Raw genomic sequence first — 26,812 nt, forward strand, 5'->3', positions numbered from 1 at the left:
TTAACCTCTTTTTAATATAATTCCACTTAATGGTGGCAAATCCAAGCTGATGGATTGCTCTTGGTTCATCCAGAAGATCTTTTCCGCGGTGATTTCTTTTTTCACCCCGACCCCCGATCCATTATAGATCATATCGTCGGAATTGAGGACCATTTTCCATTTCCCCAGATGCGGAACACCGACACGGAATCCTTTTCGGACAACCGGTGTCAGGTTTAAGATCACAACGATATCATTTTCCAGATCGTGGCCCCGTCTGCAGTAGACAAAAACGGAATTTGCCCGATCTTCATGCTCGATCCAGAAGAAACCTTCCGGACTGAATGCCTTTTCGTAGAGCGCCGGATGGCTGCAATACACAGCATTCAATTTAGCGACAAATTTCTTCATGCCCGCATGCGGTTTGAATTGCAACAGGTGCCAGTCCAAGGATTGGTTCACATTCCATTCTGAAGTCTGGCCGAACTCCCCGCCCATGAATAACAATTTAGTCCCCAAGAAAGTGTACATGAAAAGATAGAGCGCACGTAGGTTCGCGAACTTCTGCCACTCATCGCCCGGCATTTTATAGACCAGCGATTGCTTTCCATACACCACTTCATCGTGTGATAGAGGCAGCATAAAATTCTCGGTAAAGCCGTAGACTGTGGCAAAGGTGAGCTTATCCTGATGGTACGACCGATTGATGGGGTCTTCTTTAAAATAGGACAGCGTATCGTGCATCCAACCCATCATCCATTTCATACCGAAGCCCAGGCCACCATGAAATGTTGCACGGCTGACACCTGTCCAAGAAGTAGATTCCTCCGCGATGGTCTGCACCTGCGGAAAATATTTCGATATGGCTTCGTTGAATTCCTTCAGGAAAGCCACAGCTTCCAGGTTTTCATTACCACCGAGTTCATTTGGTTCCCATTCGCCCATTTTCCGGGAGTAGTCCAGATACAGCATGGAAGCCACCGCGTCCACACGAAGTCCATCCACATGGTACCTATCCAGCCAAAAAAAGGCATTACTGATCAGGAAGGATTTCACCTCACTACGTCCATAGTTGAAAATATAGGATTGCCAATCGGGATGGAATCCCTTTCGCGGATCGGCATGTTCATAGAGGTGCGTTCCGTCAAAATTATATAACCCCTGTGCATCGCCAGGAAAATGCGAAGGCACCCAATCGAGGATAACGCCAATGTTGGATTGGTGCAGCGATTCTATCAGGTACATCAGGTCCTGTGGACCGCCATAGCGTGAAGATGCTGCAAAATACCCCGTAATTTGGTATCCCCAGCTTGGGTAATACGGGTGCTCCATAACGGGCATAAACTCGACATGGGTATATCCCATCTCTTGCATATAAGGAACCAACCGATCCGCAATCTCCCTATAGGAAAGAAAGCGTTCCGGTTCTTTCGGATCCCGCATCCAGGATCCTAAGTGCATTTCATAAACGGACATCGGCCGATCCAGGGCATTGTGCTCCCGGCGGTTGAACATCCATTCCGAGTCGATCCAATCGTAATAGGTGGTCGCCACAATGGACGCTGACCGCGGAGGAATCTCCGCATGCAGCGCAAAGGGATCCGCCTTTTCCAAACGCTCACCCGTATTGGCGTGGATATGATATTTATATACCTCTCCATTGGCAAGACCTGGAATGAAACCTTCCCAAATCCCACTACTGTCCCACCGGCCATTCAACAAATGCGAATGTGGATTCCATCCATTGAAATTCCCAATTACGGAGACAGTCTGTGCATTTGGTGCCCAAACCGCAAAATAAACTCCCTTTACCCCATTTACCATCAGCTCGCGCGAACCGAATTTTTCATAAAGCTTATAATGTCGACCAGCTTTAAAGAGGTTCACATCGAATTCAGACAGTAAACTATGTACTTCCACAGGATTAGGCATATATGTTGTTTCTTTGATACAATTGAATATTGTGACTATTGAATATTTATTTTTCTGAAATCTTGTACGACTTTAACGAAGGTTTTACCTTCCTCATCTTGTTGTAAGGCGACTTTGGCGCCATCAACGACTACTTGCTTCGGCACAAATGGGAATCCATGTAGGTAAAGGTTATAATCCGTATAATATGGCGAATACATGCCTTCTTCCCCCTGAATGATGCTGACCTGTTGCGCTTCTCCATTGACGATAAAATGCTTCTCGACATATACCCCCTGCTCATAGGCGAAGGTTTCGCCATGATCCGAATAGAGGTTGGATTCCGTCTGACCTTCCGCATAGTATAGGTTCAGTTTCAATACTTCAACTTTCTGTTCACCAGTAAATTGCATAACTGGATATTCAGGAATAATGGATCCGCCACGGATGAAGAATGGCATCTCATCCAACGGAGTATCGATGGTAATTTCACTTCCACCCGGATAGACCGTGTCATCAAAGTAATAGTACCACGTACCTTCAGGTAGGTAGACAATCTTGTTCTGTTGGCCAGGGTGTAGAACCGGTGACACCAGGATATTCGGTCCAAAGGCAAATTCCTCTTCCCTTTGCAAATTCTTCTGAATATGCTGTTCCATCATGGCAACAGGTCTGAGTATCGGTTCGCCATACTTATGCTGCAGCCAATAGGTGCTGTAGATGTAAGGCAAAAGCTTATACCGCAACTCAATGAATTTCTTACAGATTGCTTCCCATTCCGGTCCAAAACTCCATGGCTCCCGATCTCTTGTATCGCCGGCCGAATGGACGCGCATAAACGGCGAGAACACACCGAACTGCATCCATCTGGTATACAGCTCGCCATCCGGTTCCCCTGTAAATCCGCCGATATCCGTTCCGCAGAACGACAACCCTGAAACCGACAAGCGTTGCAGTTGCAACGTCCCGATACGCAGGTGCTCCCATGTCGCGATATTATCCCCAGTCCAAACCGAGGAATAGCGCTGCGTGCCGGCATAGGCCGCCCGTGTAATCGTAAAAGGTCGCTTATTTTTGTATAATTTTTTCAAGCCATCATAAGTAGCACGGACCATCTGCATCCCATAGATATTATGGGCCTTCCTATGCGATCCGCGATGCCCTTCGAACTGATGGCGTACATCATCGGGAAAGGTACCTCTACCAAAGACCGCAGGCTCGTTCATATCATTCCAGAACCCAGCGACTCCATCTTCAACCAGACCTTTGTACAGGGTACCCCACCAAGTACGGACTTCGGGATTGGTAAAATCCGGAAACTGACAGCGCCCTGGCCATACGAATCCCTCCATGAAATAATCATCCCCCCGTCTACAGAAGTAATTGTTCTCTTTACCTTGCTTAAATACCCAGTAGCTATCGTCAACCTTAATGCCCGGGTCGATCATGACCACCGTCTTAAAGCCGTTTGCATTAAGGTCAGCGATCATCTTCTTCGGATCCGGGAAATAGCGCTTGTTCCAGGTGAAGCATCGATATCCATCCATGTAGTCGATATCCAGGTAAATGGCATCACATGGGATCTCCCGCTTACGGAATTCATAAGCCACTTCGCGGACTTTATTTTCCGGGTAGTAACTCCAGCGACACTGGTGGTAACCCAAGGCCCACATCGCCGGCATATAATGTGTACCGGTCAGCTTGTGATAGCGCTTGATGACATCCATCATTTTGGGACCGTGGATATAATAGTATTGTAGTTCTCCTCCCTCCGACCAGAAACTGGTCTGGTTCTGGTGTTCACCGGCAAAATCAAAGAAAGTCTTGAACGTATTGTCGAAGAAAATCCCATAGGCCTTATTCTCCGTAACGCCGATATAGAAAGGAACAGTTTTGTACAGCGGATCTTGGTTGAACGCATAAGAATAGGTATCTGAATTCCAATTCTTTACCCGCTTTCCGCGCAAGTTCAGGTTCGTTGCCTTATCGCCCAATCCGTAAAAGGCCTCATCGGCTTTTGCTTCCTTGGTACAGTAGACATAGTAGCCACCATAATCGGGATTTTCTTCCCAGTGCATGGCTGCAAAATCGGTGTTTACAATGGCGTTCTCTTCATCGGAGAAGGAGATAAAGAAATTATCCTTCCTGATATTACAGGACACGGAATTGGTCCGTACCTGGTAGTAAGTATCGTTTTCCAGGAGATCAAAACTGACGAATTGATCTTCCTTAAAGCTTGTTGCATAGGAAAAGTCCGCCAGAAAAGATCCTTCAGGAGCCAAGCGGACACGTATGATCTCTTCGGAGAATACTTTAACCTCTACTTTTGAGCGTCCATCGGTAAAATAAAAGGCATTCCCTTCTTGAGAATAGCCTTTTACATCTGCTAAATATTGTTTTTCGATCCTCGGTAAATCGAGGACGGGGTTATTGACGTGGTGCATGCCATCCTCTATCGCTTCGGGATTGGGTAATAGGTCTTTTGCGAAGTCTTCTTTTCTGGTTGTATCAGCCATAAATCTCGTTTCAAGGTTTTAATATAGACAGTGTAAATTGTCATTTTAAATTACAATATATTTTATAGAATCCAATGTTAATTCTAAAATTCGTTAACTGATGTGGTGCATGGAGACTTCTGTTTTGCGCATTTGGGCAAAACTTTATCACAGGTATGTTGTATTACCAGAAACATAACCTGTAATTGTTTAAAAATGCTTACTTTTGTAAGTCTTTTTAAAATCTAGCCCCAGTAAGGCTAGAGGGCATAAAAAAACAGCAGTAGAATAGCATGAAATTATCACAATTCAACTTCAATCTTCCTGAGTCATTACTAGCATCTGAGCCTTCAGAACAAAGAGATGAATCTCGTTTAATGGTTTTACACCGTGATAGCGGAAAAATCGAACACAAGATTTTCAAAGATGTTCTGAATTATTTCGACGATAAGGATGTGATGATTCTGAATAACACCAAGGTATTTCCTGCCCGTATGTACGGAAACAAGGAAAAAACCGGTGCAACGATCGAAGTGTTTTTGTTAAGAGAACTGAACAAAGAATTGCGCCTATGGGATGTGTTGGTTGATCCGGCACGTAAGATCCGCGTAGGTAATAAATTATATTTTGGTGATGACGATCTATTGGTAGCTGAGGTTGTGGATAACACCACATCCCGTGGCCGTACCATCCGTTTCCTATTCGACGGTACGGATGAGGAATTCCGCAAGAACATAGAGATCTTGGGTGAGACACCACTTCCAAAATACATCAAGCGTAAAGCGACACCAGAGGATAAATTCAGATACCAAACGATTTATGCAAAGAATGAAGGTGCGGTTGCTGCTCCTACAGCAGGGCTTCACTTCTCACGTGAATTGATGAAACGCCTGGAATTGAAAGGTGTTGAATTTGCTGAGGTTACCTTGCACGTCGGTCTGGGAACTTTCCGCCAAGTTGAGGTCGAAGACTTAACAAAACATAAGATGGATTCGGAGCAATTTATCATCTCCGAAGAGGCGGCTCGTCTCGTAAACAAGGGTATTGACGACAAGCGCAAGATCTGTGCTGTCGGTACGACTTCCATGCGTGCTATCGAGTCTTCCGTATCCGCAGACCACCATCTGAAAGCGGCGAACGATTGGACCAGCAAATTCATCTATCCGCCTTATGATTTCAGTATCGCGAATTCCATGATCACCAACTTCCATACACCACAGTCTACGCTGTTGGTTATGATCGCTGCATTTGCAGGATATGAAAATGTGATGAATGCATACGAAGTTGCCGTTAAGGAAAAATACCGCTTCTACAGCTACGGAGATGCGATGTTAATCATCTAATTCTTCCGAACAGCAAAAAATATCGACCCGTCCTACTTCAAGGACGGGTTATTTTTTTTTAATAATTCGAGCCCAGGAGCTTTCCGTATTTGTTCCTCCGTATAATTTTCAGTTATTTTGAAGCTCAGCGCTTAAATTAGGTCCACTATGTCCAACAATTTTGTCATCATCGTCGCAGCAGGCACAGGTACTCGCATGAACGGTAAACTTCCGAAGCAATTCATCCCTTTGGATGGGAAACCAATCCTGATGCATACCATGGACAAATTCCGCGCTTCTTCCACCAATCCAACCATCATATTAGTCCTTTCTGAAGGCATGCAATCCTTCTGGGAAGAAAGTTGTCAAGCCCATCAGTACCAAAATACGCCACATTTCTGTGTGGGCGGATCCAGCCGGTTTCAGAGTGTCAAAAATGGCATTGAGTACATTCAGGAAAATTTTAGACAGGAAAAAATTGGGAAAATAGCCGTACACGATGCGGCAAGACCACTGTTGAGCAGTAAGCTGATCGATGAACTCTATGAACAATGTTCGGAAGGAAGACAGGCGGTTATTCCGGCGGTACAAAGCAGCAACTCTGTTCGCGTTGGCACACAAGAGTCGAATGCTGCCGTAGATAGGCAACAGGTCTGGTTGGTCCAGACGCCTCAGGTATTCATTGGGAAGCTGATCATCAAAGCATATGAACAGGAAGAATCCCCGCTATTTACCGATGACGCTTCAGTAATAGAACAAATGAGCAACAGCATCTACCTTCATCCCGGCGAGCAACAGAACCTGAAGATCACCTTTGCCGAAGATTTAGCCATTGCTCATCTCCTATTAAATAAATCTAGTACCTAAAATTAGGCGTTTCCTCGTATAACACGTAAAAGAATTACAATGATGGCGATAACAAGCAAGATGTGGATAATACCACCTGTTGCGTAGCCTCCGAAGAAACTAATAGCCCAAATAATTACTAGAATAACTGCGATTAAATACAAAAGATTTCCCATAGCTTCAAAATTTGTTTTTTATAAATAGTTTAACCTGTGAATTGTTTTTTCATAGAGTAAACATCTTAAAAGAACAAATTGTTTTGAACAGACAGTTTTTTTTATCAAAAATCAATAATTAACTGATCGTGAGCGATATAAAATCGCTCTGGAAGCGTAGCTTGGATCTCTTCATGACGTCCAAACCGGTGACTGATATGGGTTAGATACGTTTTTTGGGGACCAATTTTATTGGAAACATCGATGGCTTCCTCCAAAGTAAGGTGCGAGATATGCGGTTCGCGTTGCAGTGCATTCAGGACAAGGATCTCCACTCCTTCCAACAAGCGGAAACTTTCTTCAGAAATTGTTTTTGCATCGGTGATGTAAGCAAAGTTGTCTATCCGGAAACCCAAGACGGGCATTTTGTAGTGCATGACCTCAACGGGCATGATATCCTTGCCGTATAATTCGAAAGCCTGCCCAGCAAATATCTCCTCCAGTTCCAATTGCGGAACCCCGGGATATTTGAAATCCGAGAATGCATAATAGAACTCGTTCCGAAGTGCATCGTGGGTTGCCTTATTGGAATAGATGGGTATCGACTGCTGTTGCTGATAGTTGAACGCACGGACATCATCCAATCCGGCGATGTGGTCTTTATGGGAATGGGTCATGAGCACCGCATCTAGTCGGCGTACATCTTGACGTAACATTTGGTAGCGGAAGTCCGGCCCTGTGTCCACAACGATACTGCGATCGTTGTAATCGATCAGGATGGAAGAACGCAAGCGCTTGTCCCGTTTGTCAGTAGATTGACACACCGCACACTGGCAAGCAATAACGGGAACTCCCTGCGACGTCCCTGTACCTAAAAATGTTACTCTCAAACCGTGCTCTTTATTTTCTTAATATTCTGGTAAAACGTCTTTAATTTATCCTGAATAAGGTTATCATCCACCTCAATGGTCTGCAGGATCTGCAAAAGGGACAACACCTTCATATCAACGGTGGAGAATTTGTTGATCACAACGACCTTTGCATTCTGCAACATACAGGCTCCAGTACGAAAAGACCCCTTCTCCAGTCGCAATTTATAACCAAGATCGTTAAATAGCGACTCTAATTTATCTAAACTACTTTGTGTTAATGGAATCATGTTTTTCTACGCTCACAATTTAAGAAAGGCTACCGAATAATGCAATTATTCACCCACCTTTTTGTTCGTGATGAACTTATGTGCATATTGGCTCAAGAAGCCCGAACCGTAGGCAATCAATTGGGTAAAAGCGGCCACTACGGACAGTAGGGCGACCTTTAAGCTCTTGGTGGTCACCAGCGCATGCAGGAACAAGAGCACCGTATAGAGGATCAGGAAAGTATTACCCAGCAAGCCCAGGATATGCAGAAAATAAATGGCATCCATGGTCAGTAGATTGATGACATTGATCATCAATAAGACGCTCAATCCCACGACGAAAACCGCTGGCAACGCATGGACCGGCTTCAGTTCCTTCGGATATAGGCAATAGATATCGATCCTGCCCTTTCCAAAGTTATGGGTCTGTTTATAGAATTGCTGAAAACTTGTCCTGCGTTTATGGTAGACATAAGCTTCCGGAATCAGGCCGACCTTAAAACCCGCATTGATCATCCGGATACTGAACTCAATATCCTCGGAACGTCTGGAGAGCTTGAAGCCGCCGGTTTTTTCCCACACCGCCCTGGAAATTCCCAGGTTGAAACTACGCGGATGGAATTGGCCCACGTGCTTTTTGTTTCCTCGGATCCCTCCGGTCGTGAAGGGGCTGGTCATGCTGTAGCTGATGGCCTTCTGAATGGCCGTAAAAGAAGGATGCGCCGCATCCGGGCCGCCAAAGGCATCCAGACCATCACGCTCCAAACCCGCTAAAACCTGATCGAAGTAATCTGCAGGCACGATGATATCCGAATCGAAAACGATAAAGAAATCACCCTTGGCGCGTTCAAAACCATAGTTTCGCGCAAAGCCTTGGCCTTCATTCTCTTTGAAAAAGTAGGAAACATCCAATCGATCCTTGAATTTCTCGACAATCTGATCCGCCTTTTTCGTCGAACCATCCTCCACCACGATCACCTCAAAATGCGGATAGCGCTGGTCGAGCAGGGAATTCAGCATTTCCTTGATTTCGACAGGACGGTTGTATAATGGAACGATGATCGAGAAGAACATACTAGATGACCTGGTCAATATGGTATTTATTACGGTCCGAACCGTTTCTGGAAACCAATTCGGCAACAAATCCTGTTAAGAACAACTGCGAACCGATCAAGATGGCTACCAGGGAAAGGTAGAACAACGGTTGGTCAGTTACATTTCGGTACTCCGTACCATTGGCGATGCTCATCAATTTCTCGCAGATCAACCAGATGGTGATAAAGATCCCCAACAAGAAGCTGATTACTCCCAACGGACCGAAAAAGTGCATCGGACGCTTAGCGAATTTACCCACGAAAAAGATGGACATCAAATCCAGGAAACCTTTGACAAAGCGGCCAGGGCCAAATTTCGTTGTCCCGTATTTCCGCGGATAATGCTGTACAACCTGCTCCTGAATATTATTGAATCCAGCCCACTTGGCAAGAACCGGGATATAGCGGTGCATTTCACCGTACACTTCGATACTCTTTACGACGTCTTTCTTATAGGCTTTCAAGCCACAGTTGAAGTCGTGCAGGTTATCGATTCCCGACATGCTGCGTGTTGCGGAATTGAAAAGTTTGGTCGGAATGGTCTTGGTCAATGGATCGTAGCGTTTTTTCTTCCATCCGGATACCAGGTCGGCACCTTGGTTTTTGATACGATCGTAGAGCTCGGGGATCTCATCCGGGCTATCCTGTAGGTCGGCATCCATGGTAATGACCACATCACCCTGAGCGGCAGCAAAACCGACATTCAGGGCGGCCGATTTTCCATAGTTCCTGCGGAACCGTACGCCCGAGACATGTTCGTTCTCACGCTTCAGCGCCTGAACAACTTCCCAAGAGCGATCCTTGCTCCCATCGTCCACCATGATAATTTCATAACTGAAATTGTTGGCATCCATGACACGTTTGATCCAAGCCGCTAATTCAGGAAGCGACTCCTCTTCATTATATAAAGGTATTACTACTGAAATGTCCATATGTGTGAAAGAACAAAGGTATCATTTTTCAATGATACCTTTAGCATATAAACTTTTAGGGTTTAATTAAACGTTGTTGTTATTCTGCCAAGGATGCGCTTCATCGGAAGGTGCTGCTGGCGTACGGAACAATGGCTTCTCTTTTTTGAAGATGGCCGCTAATATCAAGGCCAAGACAAAGTATAGTACCAAAGAGATCGCCAATCCTTTCAGGTTCTGTCCGATGGACATGTTGGCCAAGGATTCCTTTTGCTGATCCAAGTTTTCCAACATGGTGTCGATCTGATCGTCGGCCATATTGTTGGCTTCCATCATTTCAATGGTCAGGTTTTGCGTGTTCTCGATTGCTTCGATCTGCACGTTCGGATTCACCATATTGAAGATCCCGATCCCTACCGTACCGATCACCGCTGCTATCGCCAACATGATGAAGATATTTTTCAGAGCTGTGGAGAAACTCCAATAGCCACCGATTGCTTTACGCAATTGGATGGTGAACAGAATGGCTACGGCCAGGAATATAATGTAATTGACAAAGAAATTGATGACACTTGAAGTCATCAATGAAGTTGCCGATTTCAGGATATACAGCGAAATAATTGATAGAACCAGCGAAATAATGCCTAAGATAACACCATTGATAATGGCTTTTTTCTTTACATCGGGAGTAGTGGGATTGATTGCATCCATAATTATATGTTAAAATTAGTAATTAGTTGTAACAGCGCGACATCCAGGGATTTGTTCGGTGCATGCTCCGCATATTCCGCCAACTGGCCCCCATCTGGTTTTTGTTCACTGAAGAACGACACCAACGGATAGAATAGCTCCGCTAATTCCTCATCATCCTCCAGGCTTTGGCTCACCTTGGCAATTTCCGAATAGTCACTTTCCACAAGGATCTGGTTCGCAATTACCTTTTCGTAAATGTTATATTCATCCTGGAATTCATCTTCCTCCACCAATAGGAACTCCTTCAGGAAATCGTCCAAGCTAGGTTCGATCTCATCATCCGCACATTCCTTCAGGTACAGTAGGATATTCAACAACTCGGAACCGCGATCGATGGTTTCTTCCTCAATGGCTTCCCATTCTGCAGATTCCAAGTAATCTTCCTCCAGTTTCTGTACGTCCTCCGCAAAGAAATTGATCATCAACAGATCAAAACTATACTCACGAAGCTCGTCGAAACGCATATTATCATCGAATACGCTATCCATTGCGGATACCTTTTCCATAAACGGGGCTTCCAATTCAAATGCTGTTTCCAATCCTTGAAGAACAGCTTTTCCATCTATCCCTTCCGCTTCAGCGTAGCTATTTACTGCCGCTGTCAATGCTTGCTTTACTTTGATATCCATAGCGATTAGTTAATATGAACTTTATTGTTATTGATTACTGCTAGAACCTGTCCGGTCAGTTCCTGTCCATAGAGTGGACTGTTCGCTGACTTGGATTGATTTGTTCTATCATCAAATATCCATTTTTTGGACGGGTTAAACAACACTAAATTTGCTTCCAACCCTTCTTTTATTTCCGGTAATGGTAACCCTAGCACGCGGCGCGGACCTACGGCCAACTTCTCCACAATCTGCTCAGGGGTAAATCCCGCCTTAACCAAAAGCGGCAATACCGTCTGGCTCGCGATGATACCATTTTTCGCGATCTGAAACTCCACATCCTTAAACTCAATCTCCTGAGGCGTATGTTGAGACACAACAGCGTCAATTACACCATCCTTAAGCCCCTTCAACAAGGCTTTCAGGTCTTTCTTGGTCCGTAATGGCGGACTTACCTTGAAATTACTGTCAAAGCTCTTCACGTCCTCATCGGTAAAAACCAAGTTATGTGCAGCAACGTCACAGGTCACCTGAATTCCCTTCGCTTTCGCCTTCTTGATCAGATCCACACCCTCTTCAGTTGAGATGGTGCTGAAATGGATCGGTGCATCGTTGTATTCGGCTAGGAACAGATCCCTCGAAATCATAACCGATTCCGCAAGATTCGGGATCCCTTTCATTCCGAGGTAGGTACTCACCTCTCCTTCGTTCATTTTATTTCCGCCGGCGATGGAATCATCCTCAGGAAAGGTCATGATCAAGCCGCCAAAACCTTTTCCGTATAAAAGTGCACGGCCCATCAATCCTGCTTGCTGAATACTGTGGGTTCCATCACTGAAAGCCACAGCACCCGTAATTTTCATATCGTACAGTTCGGCCAATTCATTGCCTTCGCGCTTCTTGCTAACTGTTCCAACCGGCAATACATCCACCAGGTTTCCTTTGGCAGAGTTGACGATCAGGGAAATTTCGGAACGGCTGTGCAGCGGTGGATTGGTATTTGGATGCACGGCAACACCCGTAAAGCCCCCGGCTGCCGCAGCAGCGGTACCTGTCTGTATATCCTCCTTGGTCTCGTAGCCCGGTTCACCAAAATTCACGTTCAAATCGAAGAATCCCGCGGAAAGGAATGCTCCCGCCCCATCAATCACCTGTGCCTTCTTGTCTTCATTTTTAATGGATTTACCGATCTTCTCGATCTTTCCGCCCTTCACCAGAACGTCTACCGTGGACAGATGCAAGGGGTGCCCTGCTGAAACCAATGTCGCAGATTGAATTATTAATGTTGCCATGAATGAATTTGATTACCAATAAATTGTACTGATTGCTTGTTGTTTAAGTCGGGAAACAAAGCTATAGATCGAAAGGTTCTTTTCCAATGAGCATTTTCAAAAACCTTCTCCGCATACGAATACTCGAGATTCGAAGATATTAACAGCTGTTTCATTAAAAAACAAAAGTACAAAATTCGGCGGAATACCGTGATAAAAAACCCAAAAAAGCTATTTCCCCCAACGGAAGGTATCCAGATCGAACCCGGCAATATCGAGTGCCCGATCGATGACCGTTGCGGCTAGCTCCTCAAAGCTTTGCGGTCGGCTGTAAAAGGATGGAGAAGCCGGGCAGATAATCCCGCCAGCTTGGGTGATCAACTGCATGTTCTGGATGTGGATCGCACTCAATGGGGTCTCGCGCGTGATCAGAATCAATTTTCGACGCTCCTTCAGGATAACGTCTGCAGCCCGGGTAGTCAGGTCGGAAGAAATGCCATGTGCAATACGCGCCATTGTGCCCATGGAACAGGGAACCACGAACATGGTATCGTATTTTGCAGAACCCGAGGCAAAGGGCGCCATAAAGTCATTCTTCTGATAGGTTGGGAAATCGTACGAGTTGAAGCCATCGTTATCCAATTCAAACTTCCAGACATCCTTCGCATTATCGGACATCACCAAGCCGACAGCTTCGATCTGATCGGATAAGGCCTGCAATTTATCCAGCAACACCTTTGCGTAAATGGATCCCGAAGCACCTGTAATGGCAACAATAACTTTTTTCTTTCCCATAGCACAAAACTAACAATCCTACGGGATTCCTCCCAATTCCCGCACATTAATGACTGCAATTCCACAAAATCACCCCCATAATGCACTATCCAGAAAATACCGCTGAAAAATTGACATAACTACTTAAAATTGACGGCAAAACACTACATTTCCGAAATTAACCCTTACGCATAATTTTAACCGTATTTCCCTGAAAAACAAGAGGTGTAAGGGGATGAAGCAAAAAAATTACGGATCACTTTGGTGGTATTTTAGGTAAAACGGCTTTAACGACAGGCCTCGGCATAGTTTTTGAAACAAAAAAGGGTCGAATTATTGAAATTCGACCCTACATCTACCTATGAAAAACATGCCCTTGGGGAGGGCATTACAAAAGTAAAAAAATCATCCGAATTGTTAAACAGCATGTAGTAACAAATATCTATTTGTAGACATACAGCTACAAAAATTAAATAGTGTTCGTTAACGTTCAAAAATATTTCTATAGATTATTTTTATTCTCGTTGAGATTCGACCTCAAATTTTGAATAATTTTATCCAGAAGGCAACCTTTAATTAACTTTTTTTTATTTATTTCGTAACACAAAAGATGAATTATGAGTTTAACCGTACTGGAAGAATATATTGAAACCGGCAATCACCAAGACCTGGACCTCCTTTTGAATCAAAATCCGGAATTACTTCGCGAAAATACCAGCCATGATATTTCTCCTTTATTGTTAGCCTGCTATTACCATAAGCCGCAGATCATTCAGGTAATGTTGAAATATTTGAAGAACATCACGATCCATGAAGCATGCGCAGCGGGTTTGACGCAACAGGTGCAATTTATGGTGGAGCAGAAACCTGAAGTAATCAATGAACTTTCCAGCCACGGATTTTACCCATTGGGCATTGCGGCACACTTCGGCAAAGAGGACATCGTCCGCATTCTGCTGCGCAATCACGCCAATCCCAATTCTTCATCTCAAAACGGCTTCCAGGTTTTTCCTTTGCACGCTGCCCTGGGCAACCAACAGGATACCATCGCCAAGATGCTGATCGAAGCCGGCGCTGAAGTCAATGTCGTGCAATCCTCACGCATTACACCCTTGCATATCGCCGCGCAATATGGCAATATCGATATGATCATTATCCTGCTGGAAAACGGCGCCAATATCGCCATACAAACAGATCAGGGTCAAACTGCTTCCGATTTGGCTGCAGACCGTGGTTTTAAGGAAATCGCCGAGATTCTGCGTGTAGAGCAGTAAGACTCCATTCCCGTGTACAGAGCAATTGGATCAGGTTCCAGCCCACATGTGGCAAACAATTCATAGGCTATACCTTTCCACATAGATCACCCCTGATGACTTCAAGAGCGATCCCACACGACAAGCAGCGCCTTGTATTGCAATAGCGATTGCGGAGATGCAGGAGCGCTTGGCTCTCGAGTGCATTGCTAGACTCAAGTCCATATTCCTGATACCGCCGAACAATCGAATTATCTTCCTTTTTCAAATTCTCCAACCAGCTTATCGCCCGATCCATCATTTCCGCATTATCGATATGCTTACCATAGCCAAACAAGAGCTGTACAAAGGCATTGATGGCCAACAAATGAAAGAAGGGCAAGGATATGGCCGTCGAATGCTGCTGTGTTTCCTGTTCGAAATGGAAGTGTCGCTCCCAGTAATCAGGCACCTTTATTTCCTGACACAGGTTATGCAATTCCGTAAGATTTTGGGCATGCACGATGTTGGAAAACCAGGATGGATAGGCTGTATACATGGCCGCAAGTTGTGCCAATTTGAAGGTCGGAAAGTTAAAGGGCCGCATGCGCAGGAATTTCCATTGATGGGGCGACAATTCCTGAAGCTGATGGGCATGTTTGAGGTATCGGTATTCGACTTGCAAAGTCTCCATATACTGATCTGGTGCGCGTTGTCCAGTCAGGAAACCCGCCTGCCCGAAGAACAGGGCCTGGATGGCGAGCGCCCTCCCCTTCAGTTTTTTCAACAAACGTAGGGATAGGATATCGCTATAATCTATAAAGGCATCCTTATTGACTTTCATGCCGAAGGCCGCCGACAGTAGACAGAAACTGACCCGCTCCCAATCTCCCTTGAACTTTGCCAACAGGTCCATCACACCGGTATACCGTTCCTCTAATCGAGCAACGCCCATCCGCTGCAGCACCTGCAATTTCTGGAAAATCGGTACTTCCTCCAAGGCATAATGGCAAGGCAACCAATGTAGATTGCCAAGGAGTCTTTCCGCACGTTCCAAAAGGTCTGCGGGGATGAAATCCCGAAGCTGCAAACAGGGCAGCAGTGTGCCGTCGGCAAGAAAGCACGGCGTATTCCCCTCCCACACCACATGCAATATCACGGCATTGTAAGCAACATCCTGATGGTGGCCGTGCAACTTCCATCCCGAGGAAAGAACATGAATCTCGATATGCCCATGCCACTCCCGGCCACCAATCCGCAAGCGCGCGAACAGAAAATCTGGTCCTGCATCCCGGTTATATTGACCGGGGTGCAGGACCTCGATCCGATCGCCGGAAAGACTGTACAGTGGATAAGGTTGGAATAGGCGAAAGCGCCAAATAAAATGGAGGATATCTTCAGGAATGTGCATGCCTAAAGATATTTATTTAATTATTGATTACAATATTAAACTTAAACTCTACTCAGTATACGAAGTTTATCGGATCCCACAGCGGTTTGCTGGAGCAGTTTGCCCGTGATACGCGGAGAGGGTACACCATCTCCCCACTCCATATCGCCTACAAAAATGCGTGCTTCATCCCACAATCCTGCCTTTATGAACAAGTCCAATGTCTTCTTCCCTCCCTCAATGATCAGGGATTGAACATCCATAAGATATAGTTGATACAGGATCTGCTGGGGAAGGTACATCTCGAAATTTTCCAGGGCAATGAATTTCAGGTGGCCCTGCCAATCAGTGCGTATGGCATTGAAAATGATGGTTTCTGCCGATGCATCAAACAGTGGGGTATCCAAGTCGAGGGTCAGGTCCTTGTCGATAACCACACGGATCGGGTTCTTCCCTTCCCATTCCCGCACGGTCAGGCTTGGCGCATCGATGGCTGCTGTGGCTGCACCGACCAAAATGGCATCTTCTTCAGCTCGCCATTTGTGAACCAGTTGTTTGCTTGCCCCATTGCTGATCCAACGTTGCTGCGCATCACTAGGCGCAAAAAAACCATCGGTTGTTTCTGCCCACTTCAGGATAACGTATGGACGAAATTCTTTCAGTTTGGTGAAAAAACGGCGATTCAGCCATTTGGCTTCTTCCTCCAGCACACCCACCTCGGTAGCTATCCCGGCATCCTGTAGTTTCTTTAGGCCCAATCCATTGACTTTTGCAAAAGGATCCAAGCATGCAATAACGGCTTTTCGGAAACCTTTGCTGACAATGAGGTCTGCACAGGGCGGTGTCTTTCCAAAATGGGCACAGGGTTCCAAGCTGACGTAAATCGTGCTCTCCGGAAAAAGTCGTTCCGCCTCCGCCTCTCCAAAACGCGCGATGACCTGCTGAATGGCATTGACTTCCGCATGCGGTCCGCCATACGGGGAAGTATAGCCCTCACCGATGATCGTATCTCCGTGGACAATGACCGAACCGACCATAGGGTTCGGACTTGTTGTACCTGCCCCCAGAACGGCAAGGTCCAGACAGCGTTGCATGTAAAGCTCCTGTTGATTCATGGGCTTAAAATTAGGAAATTCAACACAGATTGCCACGCCACAACTAGATTATGATGCTAAAAAGACCGATGGTAGCGACAGAAAGAAAAAATACAAGCATCCTGGACCTCATTTCAGGACAGCGGAACCAGAAAGAAGGGTTACCGTAAGGTTACAGGGCTTCGTGACTGCGCACGTTAATATCCCCTTGGTATTGTTTGTCAACGATCAACACTGCAGCCGGGCGGATGGAATAGCTTTGCTTCTCACCAACCGTCTCCTTATAGTCCAACAACAAATTTGTCCCATCCTGTTTGAGGGTAATCTGGTCGATCTGCGGATTCAAATCTGATGTCTTGGAAATGATCGCAATGACATATTCCTTCGAGAAATCAATGGCTGTCGGCATTCCATTATCGCCCATCGTAGCAGCTGGTGCAAAGATTGCATCAAAGTCTGCCTGATTTTCGATCTTATGGACACCATTCTTATCGTCGGAAACATTATTCTTGATGAAATAATTATTCGCAACAGCAAATGGAACCTGTTGATCCAAAGGCGTTTCAACAACCACGGAACTGTCTATCGTATCAATTTTTTCCTTCTTTTCATTCGCTGGATTACCGCAAGCCAGGAAGAGCATGGTAGCGGCGGAGAGTGTTAGCCCAAAATTCTTCATTTCTTAAAGTATGCGTTAAATTTCAATTAAAGATAACATTTATCACCTAGAATTACCTATCTTATGGAAGAAAGGAAAATAAACCTATGGAAAACGGAAGAATTGAAGAAAAAGATTTACGTGCATTAATCAGCTCGTTACAACTGCCTCCAGTGATCTTGGAAATATATGACGAAAACATAAAGGATCCGCAGGTAGCCGAATATTTTGAAGAAACTTATTTCAAACCGGAATCCATCTTAACGCTGAGTGCTGAAGAACAGAAGATCTATCAGACGGATCGATTCGTGCCCCTATTGCAAATTGACAACTCATTAATAATCGCCTATGATACTGAGCGCAAGGGCTATATCGATTATTACTTGGAAAGCGACCCGATGGATTCCCCATTGTACACGTGGGATGGGGTTTTCCTAGAACAAGTTACTCTATGGTTCGAAGACGAAATGGAGGAGGACGAAATACTTCACTTGGGAAAAACGCTGCATCTAAAACATGTTCCAGAAATCTTGGAGAGCCTGATGGAGGCTGAGGAAGATGGCGAATTGGATACTTTTGAAGGCAAAGACCAGTGGATGACCACCGAGCTGAAGAAATGGAAGATGGTTTTGGCAGAGAAAACGCAATAAGATACTATACCGAATTTTTTCTTGGCGATCATACATTCTGATAAATTATAAAAACGACACCATCCAGGTTTCCTCAACTTGGATGGTGTCGTTTTTTATTCACGTATAGCTTAAAAAACCAAAGCTATTTTACCACGTGTATGTCCTTTCAGGATTTTCTCGTATGCTTCCGCTGCATTTTCAAATGGAAAAACACTGTCTACCTCCCAATTGAACTTCCCGGATGCCACACCATCCACTACGTACTGAAGGTTTTTCGGATTTCTCTTTACCCAGATCGGCACAACCCGATTGGACGATGTCGGTTTACCGGCAATGGTCGCAATTACCCCATCCGATTTCACCGTCGCCAAGGACGCCTGGATGGCTTCCTCCGTCCCCACCATATCCACAGCGATATCAAAAGGCTCGGGATGGACCTCCTGTAATCTGCCCTGAAGGCCTTCACCATATTCTACGGCTGTGGCACCCAAACCTTCGAGGTACGCCAGATTCCGGGAAGAGGCTGTCCCGACCACGTCCATTCCGCGCTCCTTCGCCAACTGCACCGTGATGGATCCTACCCCGCCTGACGCCCCATGGATCAAAAGAGATTTTCCAGGTCCTATTTCATCCAAGATGGTCATTGCCGTCTGCGCAACACCCGCCAATGTTCCGGCAACCTCCCAAGAGATGGATTCCGGTTTGCGAACCAGGTTGGCAATGGGCACATCGATGACCGTTGCGTGGGTAAAGGCGCCACCTGAACCTAAAACGGCATCACCAACGGTGAATCCCTGCGGATTGGCAGCGACGTCAATAATTTCACCGCTATATTCCGTTCCGAATGTTTGCGGCAGCGCAGCATGTTTAAACTCCCCGGTCATGCGTCTGGCATCAATGGGATTGATCCCCGCAGCCTTTACCCGGATGCGTGCAAAGCCTGCCGGCAGTTCACCCAATTCATAATCCTGAAATTCAAGAACCTCAGCAGGTCCGTATGCATTCGCTAAAAGTATCTTTGTGTTTTTACTATTTTCCATGTTTTCTGATTTTGTAAGACAAACTTAGGGATACCAAATGGAACACAAGGCATGACTTACCTCTTGGTAAGCGGTTACGTGGGAGTAACCGGAATGAATGACGGTGCAGGGTTGTGGGACCGCTGACTTTATATGATGAATCAGGCTTCCGCTACAAACTATAACAAAAAAAACTGCCTCCTTCCGGAAGCAGTACTTTCATATATTATACTTATTTCTGATCGTAATATTTTTGAACCTGATCCCAATTTACGATAGACCAAAAGTTACCAATGTAATCCGGGCGTTTATTTTGGTATTTCAAGTAATAGGCATGCTCCCAAACATCAAGGCCCAAAATAGGTCTTCCCTGCAATTTTACACCTTTCATCAATGGGTTATCCTGATTTGGCGTGCCACCGACCTTCAGTTTGCCATCGGCAACCACAAGCCATGCCCAACCCGATCCAAATTGTGTAGTTGCAGCCTTAGCAAATTCTTCCTTGAATTTTTCAAAGCTTCCAAAATCTTTATTGATTGCTGCCAAAAGTGAACCGGTAGGTCTGTTGTCGGTCTTCGGCGCACGCAAAAGCGTCCAGAACATCGCGTGGTTGAAAGCACCACCACCATTATTGCGAAGCTTTGCACTGTATTTATCCATATTGGCGAAGATTTCCTTGGCGTCCTTTACTTGGACTTTCTCCTCAGTTAAGGCATCGTTTGCATTCTTCACATAGGCGCCATAATGTTTTTCATAGTGGATCTGCATGGTTTGCGCATCGATAGCACCCTCAAGGGCATTGTATGCATAACCCAGAGGCTGTTGCTCAAATTTGAATGCATCTTGCTCCATGCCTAAAAATCCTTCCGCTGCACCAGCACTTTTTGCCAATAGAACACCAGCTGCCAATCCAACGCTATTCTTGATGAAATTTCTTCTGTTTGCCATTTTTTAGTTTTTAGTTTTAATGTGAATTGATTTCAGTCCTAAAGATAGTTGTTCAGCCATGTATTCCTATGTTAATTTTATGTGAATTCGTCAGCGCAACGTCAGAAGAAAGAAATTTAACCGGAAATCCCTCGGGATTTGCCTGATTTTTTCACATCCTACAGCTTACCCCTTCAAACGATCCACCAGAAACAGAATTGCCAGATCCCAATAAGGCGAGAATAATGAGCATCATAGCGCACAGTGTGTATGGATTGGGACTGTACAGAAGTGCCATACTCATACATGCATTAACGAGTAAATTTTAATACAACACTTCCTGCCCGATCCGTTATCTATGAAGTATAAAGTTGGTTAGCTAAAAAGGACTCTACAGAAACAGCTAAAAAATTCGATAAACCAGTTTTCTTCCTCAGTTATCATTTCCTTCCCAGCATTCTATTTCTCAGCTACCTTTTAATCTTAGAAAAAACATACATCATCTCCATTGCAATTTCATCACTTCTCTTTTCATATACGGCACTTTGCTCTTTCGTTCCATCTGCAATCTTGGGATCTTCAAAAGGGATTGATAATCTTGCCTCCGCTCCGGCGATAAATGGGCATCCTTCATCCGCATGGGAACACGTCATAACTGCACCAAATTGGGACTGTGGATTGAATCCGTGATTAAATACTTTGGAAAAAGCAATAATTGCCGGAAGATTTCCATCAAATTTTATTGCAAAAATTGGATTGTTTCCGTCGGAGATTTTATGCACATCACATCCGCTCCTGACCAAGGTTTCTAGTACCTGCGGATGAACCGCCGTTTCTTCCGTTCCTCCAGAGGAACAGAAAACATGATCAATACGATAATAGGATGCAGAAACCTGTGCCCAGACCTGTGCGAAATGACTTCTGCGCGAGTTGTGCGTACAGATAAAATTGAGGTTAACCGGTTGATTTTTGTCTACCCGTTCCTGAATGTAATCTATTAACCCCTGCAAAACAACCTTTCTTCCAGCAGGAATGGCGTTTAAATTTTGAAGATTGGTTAGGGTTTCTTTGAGTAAAGAATACATAGCAAATCTATTTATGGCCTAACAACATCCTGAATTGGGTGCGCATGAGGCTATTGGTTTTTCACCAATTTTTATTTTCTGTTTTTCTACAGGAATACCACATGCATCCGTTGCTAAACAGGCGGTCTGCTTGTTCATCAGGAGAAAATGAGTTCCAGTAAACGCTAAATCATATTTCCCAATTGTTTCCTGCTGAAACTCAACTTCGATTTCCCCATCCAAGATCCCCAATTTTTCCTCAGAAAGTTTGATAATGGACAATAATTTGCTGGGCGCCAACCGATGGTCTAAATCGTTCGCATGCCAAAGCTGGAAATTGATGATTTTTTCATTTCTGATCGTTCCACCACAATCGATAAAATGTTTAGTTAGTATCCCTACTTCCGTTATGTGAAAATGTTTTGGCACAATGGTCCCATTTTCCAATTGAAATTCAACATGATCTAATCCTGTTAATATTTCCTTAATCTGTGATAGTTTCATGATAGCTATTTATGTTGTTTTCATTCGAATAAACTTCCCTACAATCTTCATAGGTACACATATTGTATTATAGCAATATTACGATACGTATAATTAAAAAAAAGCCTACTTGCAGCAAGCCTGTACTTTAACCTCTTGGGAAAAGAAAATCATTAATTCCTTTTCCATACCTTTCCAGATTTCCTCGTTAATACAATAGCACACGGTTTTACCTTCAATGGTACCCTGGATAATACCAATACTTTTTAATTCTTTTAAATGTTGGGAAATCGTAGCTTGAGCCAGACCGAGTTCTTCTACCAAATCATTGCAGATACACGCTTTTTGATTAATTATATGCTGTAAAATGGCGATACGCGCTGGATGCGCTAACCCCTTGAATAGCATGGCTAATTTATTCTGTTCATCTGTAAAAATCTCACTTTTCGTAATTCCCACATCGCAATATTACGATATGTAATCCATAAACTAAAATTTTGAACACGATATTTTCTAATTTCAATTTCCATATGCACTTACCATCGCCCAGGACATCACCTCTTGGGGAATGATGCACCGTGAAAAAATAAAAGAAGAAATTCGAAAGGATCCTGCTTAATCTTTTTCGATGATCGTGATGCGTTTTGAAAGGACAGGACGTATCACCTGGTGTTTTTGTACATAGCGTTTCAGCACGTCGAAATCTTCCAGCGCGCTGGGGCTCTCCGCTCCCACCAGCACGTCGACCGGCACGTCCAGCTTGCCAAAATTATAATCGTTCATGGCCACCGTATACTGTTCTTCATCCGAAAGTGTTGGGAATAAAACCTGATTATTCCGCTTATCCCATTGATAGCGCATGCCCGCGACCTGCATGACCTTGGGCTTCGCCGCCAGCAGTTGGCTGCTGATAAATGCTTTCAGGTCTTTACCTGCCATCCGCACCACGACAATCTTATTCCCGAATGGGAGAAGTTGCCGGGCCTTTTCCAAGGTAAAGTCTCCACTATCCACGGCGTTTCGAATGCCATTGCCATCAATCAGCGCAATATCCGTTTTGTAAAAAGACTGCATGGCATCCGTAATGAGGTTACCAGCGAGCGATTCTCCGGTCCGGCCCTGGTCAACAGCCAAGGCTACCTGTAGATGCCCCAGTCTTTCCCCGAGCAGCGCATCCACTGCGGCACGTTCTTCGGTTTCCCACCGCAGCATCTGTGGATCCTGCCTTATCGTGCTATCCAGGGCAATGATCGCAATGCTTGGTCTGCCCGCATCCGAAAAGGTAATTGCTGCAACGGAACTCATATTACCGGCGGTAGCCACGATAGGGACCTGCCCCACATAGTCTATCTGTGTGTCATATTCATGCAGTTCCTCGGTAAGGACCAAGGTGATCTGCGGAAATCTACGGACCAGCTCCCGATTTTTTTGCAGATCCATTTGGGAAAGGACAATGACCTGATCGAAAGCCTTATCGGCCTGTTGCCGGAAGAACGATTCCACGGCTACATGTATATCTTCGGCCTGTATTCGCGGGTCCTGTTTGGTGGTGTTCATTTGATCGGTCAGGCCAATGAACAGGAACTGTTGACCTTGAATTTCCTTGACCAATGATTTGGGCAGACCAAAAATTGGGGTGCCATCGGGCTGGATCAGGTTGCTGGTGAAGAACTGCCCCTTGGCTGCCGTAATTAAGCTCTGGAGATGGTCCACACCGTAATCAAACTCATGCTGACCGAAGTTGAAGATATCCACAGGTATGCGGTTCAGCGCCTGCACCATGTGCTTTCCTTTAGACAGCCCGCCATACAGCACCCCGCCGACAAAGTCCCCACCATGGATCGTCAGCAGCTGGGGGTTATCCTGCCGGTACCGGTCCACGATATATTTCAACCGGGCGACACCGCCCCGACCGCCAGGGACATCGTCCAAGGCATACAATTGATGGGCATCCGTAAAATAAAGGAGCTGTGGCTGTTGCGGCAGCGCAACATGCGCCGTCAGCAAGGCCAAAAGAAGGAGGATTGCTCGCCAGATGGAGTTCATACACAAAAATAAGTAGACCAGAACGCCCTACCAATAAAAATGAAAATTAAGCATTTGTGATAACTTGTCCTATGGCAAGTTGTCCAGCATCGATATGGCTTAACTTTGATAGACACATAAACACGAAAATCATGAAAAATCCAAAATCAACTCAACTGGACATCGTCATCCCTGCGTACCGCATGCACACGCAAACTTTTCTGAATGTTTTGGCGGGCATCAGCGAAGCGGATGCACAAAAACGAATTGCCGATAAGACCAACCACCTCATCTGGATGGCGGGCAATTATGTCAATGTCCGCTACAATGTGGGAGCCATCCTGGGTTTACCGGTCGAGGACCCACATCAGGATCTTTTTTACATGGGCAAGGCTTTGGATACTTCGAAAACCTATCCCACCTTGGAGGAACTTCTGGCCAACTTTCACGATATCTCCCCAAAAGTTTACCAGGCGCTATTGGACGTGAACGACGATACACTGGCTGAACCCTTTCCCATCGACATGGGCATCCCTTTCGTCAAGGAAGATAAATTGAATTTCATCGGCATGTGCATCGGTCGGGAGGATTACCTCTGCGGTCAGATGGCGTTGGTTCGCCGAATACTGGATTACCCTGCCATGAGCTACGATGTCGATCCGAAAATCGACTATTAAGCAGGCATAAAAAGTAAGCTAGATCATATTTCTTCCACTTCAACGGGAGCAGGACATACATGATATCATATTTGTGTTAATTTCCTTAATCTTCATATCGGTTGAGGCTACAATGTTCAGAAATTACAATTATCTTGTTATCTGGAACAAATATGCATTATAGCAGAAACTACATATGGCAAAGGACAAGCAGTTACAGAACCCTACATTTTTAGATCGAGATATCAGTTGGTTATTCTTCAACCAACGGGTGCTGGATGAGGCCAGTAAATCCAAGACCCCACTGCTGGAGCGGTTGAAATTTCTGGCGATTTTTTCCAGCAACCTGGATGAGTTTTACCGTGTTCGTATTCCGATGTTGAACGGCATGTGGAAGCTGCACAAAAAGGAACTGGTGGAACATCCCATTACAAATCCGAAGGAAAGCATCTATAAACAGGCAAAAAAGATAATCCGCAAGCAGCAGAAACAATTTGGCAAGATATTGGTCAAGGAGATCCTCCCTGGACTTGCTGCTGAAGGCATCATCTTGAATTATGGTCAACCCTTGCCCGATTTTGCCTTGGAGGAGTTGCGCCGGTATTACTACGTACACATCGCAGGATATATCCAGATCATCGATCTGCAGCAGGTGAAAGATTTCTTTCCCCTGAACAATGAAATCTATTTTTACTGTACTACTATAGATGAGCAAGCTTACATCGTCCATATCCCAAGTGGTCGGATACCGCGATTCAAGGTCATAGAGGAGGAAGGCAAGACCTATGTCTTCTTTATCGACGATATTATCAAGCAGTTCATCACGGAAACCGAGACGTTCCATAAGCTGGATAAGATCTATAGCTTTAAGGTGACACGGGATGCGGAGCTGAACGTGAAGGAGGAAGCCGGTCGGGACCTGAGTAAGGACCTGGTGAAAGAGTTGAAAAAACGTGACTTCGGGTTGGCCACGCGCTTGTTGTACCCGTATGATCTGCCGCAACAGGAACTGCAGTATGCACTGGATTATCTGAACCTGAAGAAATCCAATACCATGACCGGCGGAAAGTACCACAACATGAAGGACTTCTTTGCCTTCCCCATTGCCAAGCCGCATCTGAGCTATCCAAAATTTGAAACAGCCACCTTGAAAACGGGCAACATCGAAGATAGCGCCAGTATCTTTTCCCTGCTTGATCAAGGGGACCAGTTGCTGCATACCCCCTATCAGGATTACGACATGGTGCTCCGCTTCTTCAATGAGGCCGCCCTGGATCCGCAGGTTACCCATATCTACACAACGGTTTACCGATTGGCCAAGGATTCCAAAATCGGCAATGCCCTGCTTTCAGCCGCACGCAACGGAAAGCACGTTTTCGTATTCGTGGAACTGAAAGCCCGATTTGATGAGGACAACAACATCCTTTGGGCAAAACGCCTGGAAAAAGAAGGCGTGCATATCTCCTATGGCATTCCGAAGATCAAGGTGCATGCGAAAATCGCCCTGGCGAAACGCAAGGAACGCTACTATGGTTTGCTCTCCACGGGTAACCTCAATGAGAATACCGCGAAGCAGTACACCGATCATTCCCTGCTCACTGCCGACCAGGACATGCTGCAGGAGCTGCAAACCCTTTTCACTTTCCTGAAAGAAAAGCGACACAAGAATCCCGAGGATGACATCACATTCAAACATCTTTTGGTTGCGCAATTTAATCTCTACCAGAGGTATCTGGACCTCTTGGATTTCGAAATCAATGAGGCCAAAGCCGGCCGAAAGGCCCATGTCCGGATTAAGTTGAATAACCTGGAAGAAGAATCGATGATCAGCAAGCTCTATGCCGCTTCGCAGGCCGGTGTACAGGTGGAATTGATTGTCCGCGGCATCTGCAGGCTTGTCCCACAACAAAAAGGCTTGAGTGAAAACATCACCGTCAAGCGCATTGTTGGGCGATTCCTGGAGCATTCCCGCATCTTCCACTTTCACCATGCCGGTGAGGACCGTATCTTTTTAGGGTCTTCAGATTGGATGTACCGCAATATATTCAACAGGATTGAGGTCTGCTTTCCGGTCACATCGGACAGGCTGAAAGGTCAGCTGTTACATTACATCGACCTGCAATTGGCCGATGACAGCAGCGCAACCTGGATCGATCAGCAGGGCAATAACATTTCGGTAGAAAAGGGAAAAGGGGTCAATGCCCAAGAGCAGATCAGAAACTACCTGGCTGAAATGTAAGTGACAGTAAAGAGAAATAAAGACCATTAATCACAATTAAAAAGGGGCACGTTACATAGTGCCCCTTCAATTTTTTCATTCCGAATCCGGAAGGATCTTTCCTATCGTTAGTTCACTAAGACCTTCGGCTTAGTG

26 protein-coding genes are annotated in these 26,812 nt (G+C 45.3%); 6 read left to right on the forward strand and 20 right to left on the reverse strand.

Features of this window, described 5'->3' with window-relative positions; genetic code table 11:
• Nucleotides 1-1,911 (reverse strand): 1,4-alpha-glucan branching protein GlgB, encoded by a 1,911-nt coding sequence (gene glgB, locus G6N79_RS14695; RefSeq protein ID WP_103905961.1) that lies wholly within the window; start codon nt 1,909-1,911, stop codon nt 1-3.
• Between the two features lie 35 nt (nt 1,912-1,946).
• Nucleotides 1,947-4,406: a glycoside hydrolase family 31 protein gene (locus G6N79_RS14700; protein ID WP_103905962.1), complete on the reverse strand. Its 2,460-nt coding sequence runs from the start codon at nt 4,404-4,406 to the stop codon at nt 1,947-1,949.
• A 272-nt stretch (nt 4,407-4,678) separates the two neighbouring features.
• On the opposite strand from G6N79_RS14700, the gene queA reads away from it, so the two are divergent.
• Both queA and ispD read left to right on the forward strand, forming a co-directional pair.
• Nucleotides 4,679-5,728, forward strand: a complete 1,050-nt coding sequence (gene queA, locus G6N79_RS14705) for a tRNA preQ1(34) S-adenosylmethionine ribosyltransferase-isomerase QueA (protein WP_103905963.1) — start codon at nt 4,679-4,681, stop codon at nt 5,726-5,728.
• Nucleotides 5,729-5,875: 147 nt separating this feature from the next.
• Nucleotides 5,876-6,574, forward strand: a complete 699-nt coding sequence (ispD, locus tag G6N79_RS14710; protein ID WP_103905964.1) for a 2-C-methyl-D-erythritol 4-phosphate cytidylyltransferase — start codon at nt 5,876-5,878, stop codon at nt 6,572-6,574.
• Nucleotides 6,575-6,576: 2 nt separating this feature from the next.
• Here the strand turns inward: ispD and G6N79_RS14715 are convergent, their stop codons facing one another.
• From G6N79_RS14715 to G6N79_RS14755, 9 genes are all read right to left on the reverse strand, one after another.
• Entirely contained in the window at nt 6,577-6,729 is a 153-nt protein-coding gene (locus G6N79_RS14715) for a lmo0937 family membrane protein (protein WP_103905965.1), read from the reverse strand.
• A 104-nt stretch (nt 6,730-6,833) separates the two neighbouring features.
• Nucleotides 6,834-7,598: an MBL fold metallo-hydrolase gene (locus tag G6N79_RS14720; RefSeq protein ID WP_103905966.1), complete on the reverse strand. Its 765-nt coding sequence runs from the start codon at nt 7,596-7,598 to the stop codon at nt 6,834-6,836.
• On the reverse strand, nt 7,595-7,867 hold the full coding sequence (locus G6N79_RS14725) for a hypothetical protein (protein WP_103905967.1): 273 nt from the start codon (nt 7,865-7,867) through the stop codon (nt 7,595-7,597). The genes G6N79_RS14720 and G6N79_RS14725 overlap by 4 nt, the downstream gene beginning before the upstream one ends.
• A 45-nt stretch (nt 7,868-7,912) precedes the next feature.
• The gene (locus G6N79_RS14730; protein ID WP_103905968.1) at nt 7,913-8,920 is read right to left on the reverse strand and encodes a glycosyltransferase family 2 protein; all 1,008 of its coding nucleotides are present in this window, start codon (nt 8,918-8,920) and stop codon (nt 7,913-7,915) included.
• Nucleotide 8,921: 1 nt separating this feature from the next.
• Entirely contained in the window at nt 8,922-9,872 is a 951-nt protein-coding gene (locus G6N79_RS14735) for a glycosyltransferase family 2 protein (protein ID WP_103905969.1), read from the reverse strand.
• Nucleotides 9,873-9,938: 66 nt separating this feature from the next.
• Entirely contained in the window at nt 9,939-10,562 is a 624-nt protein-coding gene (locus G6N79_RS14740; protein WP_103905970.1) for a DUF4199 domain-containing protein, read from the reverse strand.
• Between the two features lie 2 nt (nt 10,563-10,564).
• A complete protein-coding gene (locus G6N79_RS14745; protein WP_103905971.1) occupies nt 10,565-11,233 on the reverse strand; it encodes a hypothetical protein in 669 nt (222 codons plus the stop codon).
• A 5-nt stretch (nt 11,234-11,238) separates the two neighbouring features.
• The gene (locus G6N79_RS14750) at nt 11,239-12,504 is read right to left on the reverse strand and encodes a dihydroorotase (RefSeq protein ID WP_103905972.1); all 1,266 of its coding nucleotides are present in this window, start codon (nt 12,502-12,504) and stop codon (nt 11,239-11,241) included.
• Nucleotides 12,505-12,714: 210 nt separating this feature from the next.
• Nucleotides 12,715-13,278, reverse strand: a complete 564-nt coding sequence (locus G6N79_RS14755; protein WP_103905973.1) for a UbiX family flavin prenyltransferase — start codon at nt 13,276-13,278, stop codon at nt 12,715-12,717.
• Nucleotides 13,279-13,874: 596 nt separating this feature from the next.
• On the opposite strand from G6N79_RS14755, the gene G6N79_RS14760 reads away from it, so the two are divergent.
• Nucleotides 13,875-14,531, forward strand: a complete 657-nt coding sequence (locus G6N79_RS14760; RefSeq protein ID WP_103905974.1) for an ankyrin repeat domain-containing protein — start codon at nt 13,875-13,877, stop codon at nt 14,529-14,531.
• A 67-nt stretch (nt 14,532-14,598) separates the two neighbouring features.
• Here G6N79_RS14760 and G6N79_RS14765 read toward each other — a convergent pair whose 3' ends face one another.
• The 3 genes from G6N79_RS14765 to G6N79_RS14775 form a co-directional block, all read right to left on the reverse strand.
• Entirely contained in the window at nt 14,599-15,900 is a 1,302-nt protein-coding gene (locus G6N79_RS14765; protein ID WP_103905975.1) for a DUF2851 family protein, read from the reverse strand.
• Between the two features lie 41 nt (nt 15,901-15,941).
• Nucleotides 15,942-16,994 carry a bifunctional diaminohydroxyphosphoribosylaminopyrimidine deaminase/5-amino-6-(5-phosphoribosylamino)uracil reductase RibD gene (gene ribD / locus G6N79_RS14770; protein ID WP_103905976.1) on the reverse strand — a complete coding sequence of 351 codons (1,053 nt, stop codon included), beginning with the start codon at nt 16,992-16,994 and terminating at the stop codon, nt 15,942-15,944.
• 151 nt (nt 16,995-17,145) lie between these two features.
• The gene (locus G6N79_RS14775) at nt 17,146-17,652 is read right to left on the reverse strand and encodes a hypothetical protein (RefSeq protein ID WP_146060603.1); all 507 of its coding nucleotides are present in this window, start codon (nt 17,650-17,652) and stop codon (nt 17,146-17,148) included.
• 86 nt (nt 17,653-17,738) lie between these two features.
• Here G6N79_RS14775 and G6N79_RS14780 point away from each other — a divergent pair, with 86 nt between their 5' ends.
• Nucleotides 17,739-18,281 (forward strand): hypothetical protein, encoded by a 543-nt coding sequence (locus tag G6N79_RS14780; protein ID WP_103905978.1) that lies wholly within the window; start codon nt 17,739-17,741, stop codon nt 18,279-18,281.
• Nucleotides 18,282-18,391: 110 nt separating this feature from the next.
• Here the strand turns inward: G6N79_RS14780 and G6N79_RS14785 are convergent, their stop codons facing one another.
• The 6 genes from G6N79_RS14785 to G6N79_RS14810 all read right to left on the reverse strand — a co-directional run bounded on the left by G6N79_RS14785 (nt 18,392) and on the right by G6N79_RS14810 (nt 23,803).
• Entirely contained in the window at nt 18,392-19,303 is a 912-nt protein-coding gene (locus G6N79_RS14785; RefSeq protein ID WP_103905979.1) for an NADP-dependent oxidoreductase, read from the reverse strand.
• 211 nt (nt 19,304-19,514) lie between these two features.
• Nucleotides 19,515-20,231 (reverse strand): superoxide dismutase, encoded by a 717-nt coding sequence (locus G6N79_RS14790; RefSeq protein ID WP_200818773.1) that lies wholly within the window; start codon nt 20,229-20,231, stop codon nt 19,515-19,517.
• A 449-nt stretch (nt 20,232-20,680) separates the two neighbouring features.
• A complete protein-coding gene (locus G6N79_RS14795) occupies nt 20,681-21,295 on the reverse strand; it encodes an arsenate-mycothiol transferase ArsC (protein WP_103905980.1) in 615 nt (204 codons plus the stop codon).
• An 18-nt stretch (nt 21,296-21,313) separates the two neighbouring features.
• On the reverse strand, nt 21,314-21,778 hold the full coding sequence (locus G6N79_RS14800) for a DUF6428 family protein (protein ID WP_103905981.1): 465 nt from the start codon (nt 21,776-21,778) through the stop codon (nt 21,314-21,316).
• Nucleotides 21,779-21,883: 105 nt separating this feature from the next.
• Nucleotides 21,884-22,216, reverse strand: coding sequence for an ArsR/SmtB family transcription factor (locus G6N79_RS14805; protein WP_103905982.1), 333 nt, complete (start codon nt 22,214-22,216; stop codon nt 21,884-21,886).
• 156 nt (nt 22,217-22,372) lie between these two features.
• The gene (locus G6N79_RS14810; protein ID WP_103905983.1) at nt 22,373-23,803 is read right to left on the reverse strand and encodes a bifunctional metallophosphatase/5'-nucleotidase; all 1,431 of its coding nucleotides are present in this window, start codon (nt 23,801-23,803) and stop codon (nt 22,373-22,375) included.
• 131 nt (nt 23,804-23,934) lie between these two features.
• On the opposite strand from G6N79_RS14810, the gene G6N79_RS14815 reads away from it, so the two are divergent.
• Nucleotides 23,935-24,459: a DinB family protein gene (locus G6N79_RS14815; RefSeq protein ID WP_103905984.1), complete on the forward strand. Its 525-nt coding sequence runs from the start codon at nt 23,935-23,937 to the stop codon at nt 24,457-24,459.
• Between the two features lie 175 nt (nt 24,460-24,634).
• Nucleotides 24,635-26,677, forward strand: coding sequence for a polyphosphate kinase 1 (gene ppk1, locus G6N79_RS14820; protein ID WP_103905985.1), 2,043 nt, complete (start codon nt 24,635-24,637; stop codon nt 26,675-26,677).
• The last annotated feature ends 135 nt before the right edge of the window (nt 26,678-26,812 follow it).

The sequence above is a fragment of the Sphingobacterium lactis genome (assembly GCF_011046555.1).
Lineage (GTDB): Bacteria > Bacteroidota > Bacteroidia > Sphingobacteriales > Sphingobacteriaceae > Sphingobacterium > Sphingobacterium lactis.

Coding starts and splice junctions, on each gene's coding strand:
- glgB (WP_103905961.1), bottom strand. CDS start 1,911: ATGCCTAATCCTGTGGAAGTACATAGTTTACTGTCTGAATTCGATGTG.
- G6N79_RS14700 (WP_103905962.1), bottom strand. CDS start 4,406: ATGGCTGATACAACCAGAAAAGAAGACTTCGCAAAAGACCTATTACCC.
- queA (WP_103905963.1), top strand. CDS start 4,679: ATGAAATTATCACAATTCAACTTCAATCTTCCTGAGTCATTACTAGCA.
- ispD (WP_103905964.1), top strand. CDS start 5,876: ATGTCCAACAATTTTGTCATCATCGTCGCAGCAGGCACAGGTACTCGC.
- G6N79_RS14715 (WP_103905965.1), bottom strand. CDS start 6,729: ATGGGAAATCTTTTGTATTTAATCGCAGTTATTCTAGTAATTATTTGG.
- G6N79_RS14725 (WP_103905967.1), bottom strand. CDS start 7,867: ATGATTCCATTAACACAAAGTAGTTTAGATAAATTAGAGTCGCTATTT.
- G6N79_RS14730 (WP_103905968.1), bottom strand. CDS start 8,920: ATGTTCTTCTCGATCATCGTTCCATTATACAACCGTCCTGTCGAAATC.
- G6N79_RS14735 (WP_103905969.1), bottom strand. CDS start 9,872: ATGGACATTTCAGTAGTAATACCTTTATATAATGAAGAGGAGTCGCTT.
- G6N79_RS14740 (WP_103905970.1), bottom strand. CDS start 10,562: ATGGATGCAATCAATCCCACTACTCCCGATGTAAAGAAAAAAGCCATT.
- G6N79_RS14745 (WP_103905971.1), bottom strand. CDS start 11,233: ATGGATATCAAAGTAAAGCAAGCATTGACAGCGGCAGTAAATAGCTAC.
- G6N79_RS14750 (WP_103905972.1), bottom strand. CDS start 12,504: ATGGCAACATTAATAATTCAATCTGCGACATTGGTTTCAGCAGGGCAC.
- G6N79_RS14755 (WP_103905973.1), bottom strand. CDS start 13,278: ATGGGAAAGAAAAAAGTTATTGTTGCCATTACAGGTGCTTCGGGATCC.
- G6N79_RS14760 (WP_103905974.1), top strand. CDS start 13,875: ATGAGTTTAACCGTACTGGAAGAATATATTGAAACCGGCAATCACCAA.
- G6N79_RS14765 (WP_103905975.1), bottom strand. CDS start 15,900: ATGCACATTCCTGAAGATATCCTCCATTTTATTTGGCGCTTTCGCCTA.
- ribD (WP_103905976.1), bottom strand. CDS start 16,994: ATGAATCAACAGGAGCTTTACATGCAACGCTGTCTGGACCTTGCCGTT.
- G6N79_RS14775 (WP_146060603.1), bottom strand. CDS start 17,652: ATGAAGAATTTTGGGCTAACACTCTCCGCCGCTACCATGCTCTTCCTG.
- G6N79_RS14780 (WP_103905978.1), top strand. CDS start 17,739: ATGGAAAACGGAAGAATTGAAGAAAAAGATTTACGTGCATTAATCAGC.
- G6N79_RS14785 (WP_103905979.1), bottom strand. CDS start 19,303: ATGGAAAATAGTAAAAACACAAAGATACTTTTAGCGAATGCATACGGA.
- G6N79_RS14790 (WP_200818773.1), bottom strand. CDS start 20,231: ATGGCAAACAGAAGAAATTTCATCAAGAATAGCGTTGGATTGGCAGCT.
- G6N79_RS14795 (WP_103905980.1), bottom strand. CDS start 21,295: ATGTATTCTTTACTCAAAGAAACCCTAACCAATCTTCAAAATTTAAAC.
- G6N79_RS14800 (WP_103905981.1), bottom strand. CDS start 21,778: ATGAAACTATCACAGATTAAGGAAATATTAACAGGATTAGATCATGTT.
- G6N79_RS14810 (WP_103905983.1), bottom strand. CDS start 23,803: ATGAACTCCATCTGGCGAGCAATCCTCCTTCTTTTGGCCTTGCTGACG.
- G6N79_RS14815 (WP_103905984.1), top strand. CDS start 23,935: ATGAAAAATCCAAAATCAACTCAACTGGACATCGTCATCCCTGCGTAC.
- ppk1 (WP_103905985.1), top strand. CDS start 24,635: ATGGCAAAGGACAAGCAGTTACAGAACCCTACATTTTTAGATCGAGAT.